Origin of the sequence: Streptomyces sp. NPDC051364, from assembly GCF_040682115.1 — a bacterium.
Lineage (GTDB): Bacteria > Actinomycetota > Actinomycetes > Streptomycetales > Streptomycetaceae > Streptomyces.
Genome location: NZ_JBFBAH010000039.1, coordinates 47,749 through 59,455, shown reverse-complemented (window position 1 = coordinate 59,455; position 11,707 = coordinate 47,749). Strand labels below are relative to the sequence as shown.

The 11,707-nt window shown below is 72.7% G+C and carries 7 protein-coding genes; 5 read left to right on the top strand and 2 right to left on the bottom strand.

Annotated features, from left to right (window positions below; genetic code table 11):
* The first annotated feature begins 384 nt into the window (after positions 1 to 384).
* Positions 385 to 1,485: an FAD-dependent oxidoreductase gene (locus AB0M76_RS38795; RefSeq protein ID WP_365957437.1), complete on the top strand. Its 1,101-nt coding sequence runs from the start codon at positions 385 to 387 to the stop codon at positions 1,483 to 1,485.
* Here AB0M76_RS38795 and mltG read toward each other — a convergent pair.
* The gene (mltG, locus tag AB0M76_RS38790) at positions 1,482 to 2,348 is read right to left on the bottom strand and encodes an endolytic transglycosylase MltG (protein WP_365957434.1); all 867 of its coding nucleotides are present in this window, start codon (positions 2,346 to 2,348) and stop codon (positions 1,482 to 1,484) included. The genes AB0M76_RS38795 and mltG overlap by 4 nt on opposite strands.
* A gap of 63 nt (positions 2,349 to 2,411) precedes the next feature.
* A complete protein-coding gene (locus tag AB0M76_RS38785) occupies positions 2,412 to 4,337 on the bottom strand; it encodes an ABC transporter ATP-binding protein (protein ID WP_365957433.1) in 1,926 nt (641 codons plus the stop codon).
* Positions 4,338 to 4,423: 86 nt separating this feature from the next.
* Between AB0M76_RS38785 and AB0M76_RS38780 the strand changes: the two genes are divergently transcribed.
* The 4 genes from AB0M76_RS38780 to AB0M76_RS38765 all read left to right on the top strand — a co-directional run bounded on the left by AB0M76_RS38780 (position 4,424) and on the right by AB0M76_RS38765 (position 11,679).
* On the top strand, positions 4,424 to 4,888 hold the full coding sequence (locus AB0M76_RS38780; protein ID WP_365957432.1) for a MarR family transcriptional regulator: 465 nt from the start codon (positions 4,424 to 4,426) through the stop codon (positions 4,886 to 4,888).
* A 65-nt stretch (positions 4,889 to 4,953) separates the two neighbouring features.
* Positions 4,954 to 7,902 (top strand): FAD-binding and (Fe-S)-binding domain-containing protein, encoded by a 2,949-nt coding sequence (locus tag AB0M76_RS38775; protein WP_365957431.1) that lies wholly within the window; start codon positions 4,954 to 4,956, stop codon positions 7,900 to 7,902.
* Between the two features lie 145 nt (positions 7,903 to 8,047).
* Positions 8,048 to 9,901, top strand: coding sequence for an ABC transporter ATP-binding protein (locus AB0M76_RS38770; protein ID WP_365957430.1), 1,854 nt, complete (start codon positions 8,048 to 8,050; stop codon positions 9,899 to 9,901).
* Positions 9,898 to 11,679: an ABC transporter ATP-binding protein gene (locus AB0M76_RS38765; RefSeq protein WP_365957429.1), complete on the top strand. Its 1,782-nt coding sequence runs from the start codon at positions 9,898 to 9,900 to the stop codon at positions 11,677 to 11,679. Before AB0M76_RS38770 ends, AB0M76_RS38765 begins: the two co-directional genes overlap by 4 nt.
* Positions 11,680 to 11,707 lie beyond the last annotated feature (28 nt).

Below are 11,707 nucleotides of genomic sequence, written 5' to 3'. Positions count from 1 at the left end.
CCCACCCCGGCCAGATCCGGAAGAGACAACGCCACCGACACCACCCCCCGATGACGTCGTCTCACCAATCCAGCCCTACGTCAACGGCATTGCGCCTAAGCGGCCTCGGGGAAGTGGGGTGCGTTTTCGCGTCGTCCGGTGCGGTGCATCGCAAGGCGGAGCGGCACGCTTGTGCTGGACGTACCAGGGTGCTGCGACAACGCGGCGAGGCGCCGTGCCGGGCGGCGCGGGGGCGTGCCCCACTTCCCCCGAGACCGCTTAGTGCCGCGTCAAGCTACGTTTGCGCGACGGGGCGAACGTTGCCTGACGCGGCACTGGCTCGCTTCCCGACCGGCAGGGAAGATCCCGCCGCATCCGCGAGTTGGTAGAACCGTGAACGAAATCATGCGGGGTGCGGCGGACGTCGACGTGGTGGTCGTGGGTGCCGGGCAGGCGGGGCTGTCCAGCGCGTACCACCTGGCGCGGGCCGGGATCGACCACGTGGTGCTCGACCATGCACCGCGACCCGGCGGCGCCTGGCAGTTCCGCTGGCCCTCGCTGACGTACGGCAAGGTGCACGGGATGCACGCCCTGCCCGGCATGGAGCTCACGGACGCCGACCCGCTGCGGCCGTCCTCGGCGGTGATCGGGGAGTACTTCGGCGCGTACGAGGACCGGTTCGGGCTGCGCGTACGGCGGCCCGTGGACGTCACGGCCGTACGAGGCGGGGCCGACGGGCGGCTGCGCGTGGAGTCCTCGGCCGGGACCTGGTCCGCGCGGGCCCTGATCAACGCGACGGGGACCTGGGACCGGCCGTTCTGGCCGCGCTACCCGGGCCAGGAGACCTTCCGGGGCCGCCAGCTGCACACCGCGAACTACCCGGGTCCGCAGGAGTTCGCCGGAGCCCGGGTGGTCGTGGTGGGCGGCGGCACCTCGGCGGTGCAGCACCTGCTGGAGATCGCCGGGGTGGCGGCGGAGACCACCTGGGTGACCCGGCGGCCTCCCGTGTTCCGCGACGGGAGCTTCGGCGAGGCCGAGGGCCGGGCAGCGGTGGCCCTGGTCGACGAACGGGTGCGCCAGGGGCTGCCCCCGCAGAGCGTGGTCAGCGTGACCGGACTCCCGCTCAACGAGGCCGTCCTGGCCGGGCTGGCCTCGGGGGCGCTGGACCGGCGGCCCGTGTTCGACCGGATCACGGCAACGGGCGTCGCCTGGGCGGACGGGCGGCACGTGGAGGCCGACGTGATCCTGTGGGCCACCGGATTCCGGGCCGCCATCGACCACCTCGCTCCGCTGCACCTGCGCGAGCCCGGCGGCGGCATCCGGGTCGAGGGCACCCGCGCGGACCGCGACGAGCGGATCCACCTGGTCGGCTACGGCCCGTCGGCGTCGACGATCGGCGCCAACCGCGCCGGCGGCGCCGCGGTCCGCGAGATCCGCCGCCTGCTGGCCCGAGGCGCCGATGACACCGAAGGCGCCCGCGAAGCGGCCGCCGTCGGCTCCCTCTAATCGGCGCGGGAGCCTGCCTGGGCCCGCCCGGCGCCGGCAGCGGCCCGGATCCGGTTGAAGTCCGCGACATGCCTCTTGTGTTCCTCGTACGTCGCCGAGAAGCGGGTGTCCCCCGGTTTCACGGTGACGAAGAACAGCCAGTCGCCGGGCGTCGGCGCGACGGCCGCTGCCATCGCCTCCAGGCCCGGGCTGTCGATCGGCGTCGGCGGGAGCCCTTGGCGCTCGTAGGTGTTGAAGGGGCTGTCGATCCGGGTCTCGCTCAGCGTGGTGTCCACCGTGCTGCGGCCCAGCGCGTAGTTGATGGTGGAGTCCATCTGGAGCCGCATCGACCGAGCCAGCCGGTTGTGCACCACCCGGGCGACCTTGCCCTGGTCGGCGCGGGATTCGGCTTCCGCCTCGATGATGCTGGCGAGGGTGGCCGTCTGATACGGGGTCATCCCGTGCGCCTTGCCACCGTCGGCGACGGCCTTGGTCGCGAGCTTCCGGTTGGCCGTCTGCACCATGTAGGCGAGCAGGGCGGCCGGCGTGGACTTCGAGGTCACGGGGTACGTCGCCGGGAACAGGAAACCCTCCGGATTGCCCTTCGCCTCTGCGGGCAGGGCCAGTCCGGCCGTGGCGACCGCCGCTTTGGCGGAACCTGCCGGGAGCTTCAGTTCGCGGTCGATCGCGGCGTACACCTGAGGTGCTCGCCAGCCCTCGGGAATGGTCAACTGGCGCGGCTTCTCGGGGGCTTCCGCGCTCCGCAGCAGCGGAAAGACGGCTGCGGTCGCACCGATGGCGAGCAGCATGCCGAGGAGGAGCGCCAGACGGCCCCGGCGGGTGAGCCGGGAACGACGCCGTGGCGGCTGGTACTCATGACGCATGCGGGCACGCTAACCCGCGAAGCGTCACATGTCGGGCATCACGCCCGTACATCTGTCATACGATCACACGTTTACCGGCGTAGGTTGCGCGGCTCCCCCCGCCGGCTCCGCTGACCTGGCGCCCTTGGCCACCGACACCTCCCGGACCACTCGGGCCGCGGCCGCCTCCGGGGTGAGCGCGGCTTCCCGGTCACGGCGGACCAGGGCCGCGTACCGGCCCTCCGCCTCCAGCAGTTCCTCGTGCGTACCGCGCTCGGCGATACGGCCCTTGTCCAGGACGACGATCTGGTCGGCGTCGCGGACGGTGGAGAGCCGGTGCGCGATGGTGATCGTGGTGCGGCCTTGGGAAAGGTTGTCGATGGCCCGCTGCACGGCATGCTCGGTGCGGGTGTCGAGAGCACTGGTGGCCTCGTCGAGGATCAGCACCGGCGGGTCGCGCAGGATGGTGCGGGCGATGGCGAGGCGCTGCTTCTCGCCTCCGGAGAAGCGGTAGCCGCGCTCGCCGACCAGGGTGTCGTACCCGTCGGGCAGGGACTCGATGTGGTCGTGGATCTGGGCCGCGCGGGCCGCCTCGGCGATCTCCTCGTCGGTGGCGTCCGGCTTCGCGAAGCGGAGGTTGTCGGCGACCGAGGCGTGGAAGAGGTACGTCTCCTGGGAGACCACGCCTATGGAGCGGGCCAGCGAGTCGAAGTCGAGGTCGCGTACGTCCACGCCGTCGATGGCGACCCGGCCGCCGGTCACGTCGTAGAGCCGGGGCACGAGGTAGCTCAGCGTGCTCTTGCCCGAGCCGGTCGGGCCGACCACGGCGAGCGAGCCGCCGGCCGGGACGGTGATGTCGATCCCCGCCAGCGTGGGCCCGTGCTTGGCGTCGTACGCGAAGTGCACGTCCTCCAGGCGGACCTCGCCCCTGGCCCGGTCCAGGCGCACCGCGTCCGCGCGCTCGGTGATGTCCACCGGCAGGTCAAGGTACTCGAAGATCCGGCCGAACAGGGCGAGCGAGGTCTGGATCTGCACGCCGGTCGACAGCAGGCTCACGGCGGGCCGGAACAGGCCCTGCTGGAGCGTCACGAAGGCGACGAGGGTGCCGACCGAGAGCGAGGGGGCGCCCGACTGCAGGGCTATGCCGGCGGCCCAGTAGATGAGCGCGGGCATGGCGGCCATGACGATGCCGATCGTGGACATCCGCCAGCGCCCGGCCATGCTGGAGCGCACCTCGAGACCGACGAGCTTCTCGGACTCGTCGGAGAAGGACCGGGTCAGCGAGTCGGCGCGGCCCATCGTGCGGCCGAGGAGGATGCCGCTCACCGACAAGGACTCAGTGACCGTGGCGGCCATGGCGGCCATCTGCTTCTGCCGCTGGAGCGTGATCCTCTTGCGCTCGCGGCCGACCCGCCGGCTGATCCACACGAACACCGGCAGCAGGAGCAGCGAGACGAGGGTGAGCCGCCAGTCGAGGGCGAGCATCGCGACGACGGAGGCGATCACTGCCGTCAGGTTGGAGACGAGCGAGGTCGCGGTGGAGGTGACGGTGGCCTGCATGCCGCCGATGTCGTTGGCTATGCGGGACTGCACCTCGCCGGTCCGGGTGCGGGTGAAGAAGGCCAGCGGCATCCGCTGGAGCTGGGCGTACACGGCGGTGCGCAGGTCGTGCATGACGCGCTGGCCGACGGTGGTGGAGATCAGGGTCTGGAGCACGCCGAACACGCTGGTGACGACGGCGGTGAGGATCATGCCGAGCGCGAGCAGGCTGAGCAGCCCGGTCCGCCCCTCGGGGATGGCGACGTCCAGGATCTCCTTCAGCAGGAACGGCGAGGCCACTCCGACCAGCGAGGAGGCGCAGACGAGCAGCCCCACGACGGCGAGGCGGCCGCGGTAGGGGCCGAACAGGCCCACGATCCGGCGCAGCTCACGCGGCTGCTCCTCGGGGGCGGGGCGGTCGGGGTCGAGGGCTTCTTTCGATGGGGTCCACTTCGGTTCTTCGGGGCGCATGGGCCTCCTTCTGACGAGACTCGCATGAGCATAGCTCATTGTTACCTATGCTCACAATGAATCTGGTCCTGGTACTGTTTCCCAGTATGAGCACCGCTTCCGAAACCGACAGCACAGACGGCGTCCTCGCCGAACAGCTGCTGCGGCTGACCCGCCGGCTGCACCGGATCCAGAAGCGCCACCTGGAACCGCTCGGCATCACCCCCGCCCAGAGCCGGCTGCTGCGCCTCGTCTCGCACTACGACGGCGACGAGCCGCCCCGGATGGCGGACCTCGCCGCCCGTCTGGAAGTCGTGCCCCGCGCCGTGACCACGCTGGTGGACGGCCTGGAGGCCGCCGAATGCGTGCGTCGCGCGCCCGATCCGGCGAACCGGCGCGTCATAAGGATCGAGCTCACCGACACGGGCCGCGCCACGCTGCGCCGGCTGCGCAACGCGCGAACCGACGCGGCAGAGGAGATCCTGGCTCCGTTGACCGCCGGGCAGCGCGAGGTGCTCGGCGGCCTGATGAACGCTCTGACGGACGCCCCGATGGAGCGCCGCTGCCGATAAGGCCGCCCCCGAGGCCGGGAAACGCTCCCCGGGACTAGGCCGAACGAGTAGGCAAGGGGTCGCGCATGCCGCTGCTGGAACCGAGGCCCGGGGCCCTGCGCCCGCGCAGCATCAGCGGCCCCGCCCCCGACCGGGTCCCGGAGCACCACGCCGCCGGCACCCCGGAGCCGCTGCGCACCGAGCTGACCGAGCTGCTGGGCGCCGAGAAGGTGCTGTGCAAGGTCTCCGACCTGGTCCGCTACGCCTCCGACGCCTCGCCGTACCGGTTCGTGCCGCAGGTGGTGGTGATCGCCGAGGACATCGACGACGTCTCCGCGGTCCTCTCGTACGCCCACGGCCGCGGGCGCGAGATCGTCTTCCGCGCCGCCGGGACCTCGTTGAACGGCCAGGCCCAGGGCGAGGACATCCTGGTCGACGTACGCCGCCACTGGGCCGGTATCGAGGTGCTGGAGGACGGCCGCCGGGCCCGGATCCGGCCCGGCACCACCGTGGCGCGGGCCAATGCCGTGCTCGCCCGGCACGGCCGCGTCCTCGGCCCCGACCCCGCGAGCGCCGTCGCCTGCACCCTCGGCGGAGTCGTCGCCAACAACGCGTCCGGCATGACGGCGGGCACCACGAGGAACTCGTACCGCACGCTCTCCTCCCTCACCTTCGTACTGCCCGGCGGCACCGTCGTGGACACCGCCGATCCGCTGGCCGACGAGGAGCTGGCGCGCGCGGAACCGGCTCTGTGCCGCGGGCTGATGGAGATCAAGCAGGAGATCGAGGCCGATCCCGAACTCGTCGCCCGGATCCGGGCCAAGTACGAGATCAAGAACACCACCGGCTACCGCCTCGACGCGTACCTGGACGGCGCCACGCCCGTCGAGATCCTGCGCGGGCTGATGGTCGGCTCGGAGGGCACGCTCGGCTTCATCGCCGAGGTCGTCTTCGACACCGTGGCGCTGGACCGCGAGCTCACCAGCGCCCTGCTCTTCTTCCCCTCGCTGCCCGCGGCGGCCGCCGCCGTACCGCTGTTCAACGAGGCGGGCGCCCTCGCCGTCGAGGTGATGGACGGCAACACGCTGCGCGCCTCGGTCAGCGTCGAGGGCGTCCCCGCCGACTGGGCCGGCCTGCCGAAGGACACCACCGCCCTGCTGGTGGAGTTCCGCGCTCCGGACGAGGCGGGGCGCGCGGAGTACGAGCGGCGCGCCGCCGAGGTCCTCGCCGGGCTGGACCTGGTCGCGCCGGTGCCCTCGGTCACCAACGCCCTCACCCGGGACACGAAGACGATCAACGGCTACTGGAAGGCCCGCAAGGCCTTCGTCACCGCCGTCGGCGGGGCCCGCGCCTCCGGCACCACTCTGATCACCGAGGACTTCGCAGTGCCGCCCTCCCGGCTGGCCGAGGCCTGCGAGTCGCTCCTCGCACTCCAGGCGGAGCACGGCTTCGATGCGGCCGTCGCGGGCCACGCGGCCCACGGCAACCTGCACTTCCTGCTCGCCTTCGACGCCGCGAAGCCCGCCGACGTGGAGCGGTACGGGGCCTTCATGGAGGCGTTCTGCCGGCTGACGGTGGAGCGGTTCGACGGCTCACTGAAGGCCGAGCACTCCACCGGCCGCAACATGGCCCCCTTCCTGGAGCTGGAGTGGGGGCCCCGGGCCACCGAGCTGATGTGGCGGACGAAGCGGGTCGTCGACCCGGACGGACTGCTCGCGCCGCGCATCCTCCTCGACCGCGACCCGAAAGCCCATCTGCGCGGGCTGAAGACGATTCCGCAGGTGGAGGCGGTGGCCGATCCGTGCATCGAGTGCGGTTTCTGCGAACCGACCTGCCCCAGCGAGGACCTGACGACCACACCCCGGCAACGGATCGTGCTGCGCCGGGAGATGATGCGCCAGCAGCCCGGCTCCCGGGTGCTGGACGGGCTGCTCGAGGCCTACGGCTACGACGCCGTGGACACCTGCGCGGGTGATTCCACCTGCAAGCTGGCCTGCCCCGTCGGCATCGACACGGGCGCCCTGATGCGGGACTTCCGCCACCGCCGGCACAGCCCGCGCGAGGAGCGGGCCGCCGCGCTCGCCGCGACGCGGTTCAAGTCCGTGGAGGGCGCCGCCCGGCTGGCCGTGGCCGCCGCCGACAAGCTGGTCGACCGGCTGGCCGACCGGGTCGGGAGCCGGCTGCTGGAGGCGGTCACCGGGGCCGCGCGCAAGGCCGTACGCCCCGACCTGGTTCCCGAGTGGCTGCCGCAGATCCCCGGCGCGGCCGCCCGGAAGCTGCCCGGGACCCGGCGGGTGGGCGCGGCGGCCGTGTACTACCCGGCCTGCGTGAACCGGATCTTCGGCGGCCCCAAGAGTCGGCCCGGCCCCTCCCTGCCCGAGGCCGTGGTGGCGGTGTCGGAGCGGGCCGGGAAGCCGGTGTGGATCCCCGGCGACGTCGCGGGCACCTGCTGCGCGACGATCTGGCACTCCAAGGGCTACGACGCCGGGAACCGGGTGATGGCCAACCGGATCGTGGAGGCCGCCTGGGGCTGGACCGCCGGCGGGCGGCTGCCGCTGGTGGTCGACGCGTCCTCGTGCACGCTGGGCATCGCGCACGAGGTGGTCCCGTTCCTGACGGACGACAACCGGGCGCTGCACGCGGAGCTGACGGTCGTCGACTCGGTCGTGTGGGCGGCGGACGAGCTGCTCCCGCACCTGGAGATCCGGCGCACGGTGGGCTCGGCCGTGCTCCATCCGACCTGCTCGATGCGGCACTTGGGCGACGAGGCGCAGCTGCGGGCGGTGGCCGAGGCGTGTGCGACGGAGGTGGTGGTTCCGGACGATGCGGGCTGCTGTGCCTTCGCCGGCGACAGAGGCATGCTGCATCCGGAGCTGACGGCATCGGCGACGGAGCGCGAGGCGGCGGAGGTGACGTCGCGGGCGTACGACGCGCATCTGTCGGCGAACCGGATGTGCGAGGTGGGCATGGACCGGGCCACCGGCCGCAGCTACTACTCGGCTCTGCTGGAACTGGAGCGGGCCACCCGTCCTTGACGTGGCGATACGCAGCCGGTCGGGCCGCAAGAGCGCCGCACATCCCGCCACGTAAGGCCTTGGCCAACGCAAAATCGATTGCCCGGGACCGGTCCGGAAGGCGAACCTTGCACGGTTTGAACCACTCGACCAGTCATGAGGCGTCATGCAGATCAGCGATCTTCCGTATCCGGACCCCGGGGTACCCGATGCTCGCTCCGGCCCGCGCTTCCTGTTGTGGCTGGGACGGGGCCAACTCGGCGGGCAGGCCAGGAGTCTGTGCTGGGGACTGGTGCACTTCTGCGGCATCGCCGGGCTGCCGTACGCGGTGGGCATGGGCGTCGACGCGGTCGTACGGCGGGACGGCACCGGGCTGCTGCTGGTCGGCGCGCTGCTGGTGCTGATCGGCATCGCCATCTCGGTCGGCGATGCGATGCTCCACCGGACCGCCGTCACCAACTGGATCACCGCCGCCGCGCGCGTGCAGCAGCTGCTCGCCCGCAAGACCGCCGAGCTGGGCTCCGCCCTGACCCGGCGGGTCGCGGCGGGCGAAGTGGTCGCGGTCTCCACGGGCGACGTGGAGAAGATCGGCTGGTTCGTCGAGGCGGTCTCCCGCTTCCTCGCCGCCGCCTTCTCCGTCGTCGCCATCTGCGTCGGCCTGCTGTTCTACGCGCCGTCGATCGGCGTGGTCGTCGCGATCGGCGTCCCGGTGCTCGCCCTGTCCGTGCTGCCGCTGCTGCCCCGCGCCACCCAACGCGCCGACATCCAGCGCGAGAAGGCCGGCAGGGCCACCGAACTGGCCTCCGACACCGTGGCCGGCCTGCGGGTGCTGCGCGGCATCGGCGGCGAGGAGCTGTTCCTCGGCCGCTACCGCGAAGCCTCGCAGGAGGTCCGCAAGGCGGCCGTGCGCAGCGCCCGGATGTGGGCGCTGATCTCCGCGATCCAGGTGCTGCTGCCGGGCGCGCTGCTGATCACTGTGGTCTGGTACGGCTCCGTGCTCGTGCTGGACGACCGGCTGGCGGTCGGTGAACTCGTGGCCGCCTTCAGTGCGGTGGCCACGATGCTCTACCCGTTGCGGCACTTCGAGGAGATCGCCATGGCGTACTCCTTCTCCCGGCCCTCCGCCCAGCGGGCCGCCCGGGTGCTGTCGCTGACGCGTACGGACGCCCCGGAGCCGGCGACGCCGGACGCCGGGATTCCGCAGGCTCCGGCCCCCGGCGGGGACCTGTACGACCCTGCGACCGGACTGCTGGCCCCGGCCGGCCGGTTCACCGCCGTGGTGTGCGGGGACCCGGACCTGGCGGGCGGGCTCGCCGAGCGCCTCGGCGGCCATCCGGCGGACGACGGGCCGGCAGCCGACCGGGTCTCGGTGCTGCTGGGCGGGGTCGCGCTGGACGAGCTCGCGCTGGACACCGCGCGCACGCTGGTCCTCGTCCAGGACAAGGACCCGGTGCTGCTGTCCGGAACCCTGCGCGAGCTGTTCGCCGTACCGGCGTCCGGAGCGGTCGAGGCCGGGGAAGCGCTGGCCGCCGCCCAGTGCGGGGACGTCCTGGACGCGCTGCTGCAGTCGGCGCCGGACGGGGTGGACGACCCGATGGACGCGCGGATCACCGAGCGCGGCCGGTCCCTGTCCGGCGGGCAGCGCCAGCGGCTCGCGCTGGCGCGGTCCCTGGCCACCGACCCGGAGGTGCTGGTGCTGGACGAGCCGACCTCGGCGGTCGACTCGCACACCGAGGCGCGGATCGCGGACGGGATCACCGCCCTGCGCGCCGGGCGCACGACGGTGGTACTGGCCTCCTCGCCGCTGCTCCTGGACCGTGCCGACCGGGTGGTCCTGATCCACGAGGGCGCGGTCGCCGCGACCGGTACGCACCGCGAACTGCTGCACGGCGAACCGCTCTACCGGGCGGTCGTCACCCGCGAGACCGAAGAGGAACAGCGGGTGGCCCGGATCGAACTGACCCGGCTGGAAGAAGCCCGGCTGGAAAAAGCACTGACAGAGATCGAGGAATCCGCATGATCGGCCTGGCGCCGCCGCAACACGATCCGGCGGCCCCCGAATCGGCCGCCACCCTGCCCGTCGGCACGACGGCGACCGTACGGGGCTATGTGCGCGGCCTGTTCCGCCGCCACCGGCGGGCCTTCGTCGTGCTGGTGACGGTCAACGCGGCCGCGGTAACCGCCTCCATGGTCGGCCCGTACCTGCTGGGCCGGGTCGTGGACCAGCTGGCGGCAGGGGCGCGCGAGCTCCATCTGGGGCGCGTGGCCCTGCTGTTCGCGCTGGCCCTCGTGATCCAGACGTTCTTCGTCCGGCTGGTCCGGCTGCGCGGCGCGATGCTCGGCGAGGAGATGCTGGCCGATCTGCGCGAGGACTTCCTGGTGCGGTCCGTGGGCCTGCCGCCGGGCGTACTGGAGCGGGCCGGCACCGGTGATCTGCTGTCGCGGATCACCACCGACATCGACCGGCTGGCCAACGCGATGCGCGAGGCCGTTCCGCAGCTGGCGATCGGCGTGGTCTGGGTCGTGCTGCTCTTCGGCGCGCTCACCGTGACCGCACCGCCGCTGGCCCTGGCCGCGCTGGTGGCACTGCCGGTGCTGGTGATCGGCTGCCGCTGGTACTTCAAGCGGGCTCCCTCGGCGTACCGCTCGGAGGCCGCCGGGTACGCGGCGGTCGCGGCCGCGCTCACCGAGACGGTGGACGCCGGGCGCACAGTCGAGGCGCACCGCCTCGGGCCGGGCCGGATCGCGCTGTCGGAGCGGCGGATCAAGGAGTGGACGGCGTGGGAGCGGTACACGCTGTTCCTGCGGACGGTCCTCTTCCCCGTCGTCAACGTCACCTTCGTGACGATCCTCGGCTCCGTGCTGATGATCGGCGGCTACTGCGTGCTGCAGGGCTGGATGTCGGTGGGGCAGCTGACCACGGGCGCACTGCTGGCCCAGATGATGGTCGACCCGATCGGCCTGATCCTGCGCTGGTACGACGAGCTGCAGGTCGCCCAGGTCTCCCTCGCCCGCCTGGTGGGCGTACGGGAGATCGAGCCGGACGCGGGCGACGCGGCCCTCTCCCCGGCCGGGCGGGACGTCCGGGCCGACGAGGTGCGCTTCGGCTACCGGGAGGGCGTGGACGTGCTGCACCAGGTGTCCATGTCCGTGCCGCCGGGCACCCGGATGGCACTGGTCGGACCCTCGGGGGCGGGCAAGTCCACGCTGGGCCGGCTGCTGGCGGGCATCTACGCGCCGCGGACCGGCGAGGTCACCCTCGGCGGGGCGCAGCTGTCGCGGATGCCCGCGGAGCGGGTGCGCGAGCAGGTGGCGCTGGTCAATCAGGAGCACCACGTGTTCGTGGGCTCGCTGCGGGACAACCTCCGGCTGGCGCGCACCGAGGCGGCCGACGCCGAGCTGTGGGCGGCTCTGGACGCGGTGGACGCGGACGGCTGGGCCCGGGCGCTGGAGACCGGTCTGGACACCGAGGTGGGCTCGGGCGGTACGGCGCTGACCCCGGCGCAGGCGCAGCAGATCGCGCTGGCCCGGCTGGTGCTGGCGGACCCGCACACGCTGGTCCTGGACGAGGCCACCTCACTGCTGGACCCGCGGGCCGCACGGCATCTGGAGCGTTCGCTGGCCCGGGTGCTGGACGGCCGCACGGTCATCGCGATCGCCCACCGGCTGCACACCGCGCACGACGCGGATGTGATCGCGGTGGTCGAGGGCGGCCGGATCAGCGAACTGGGCTCGCACGACGAGCTGGTCGCGGCGGACGGCGCCTACGCGGCCCTGTGGCGTTCCTGGCACGGCTGACCCGCCCGCGCCGGCTGCCGTACGAGGC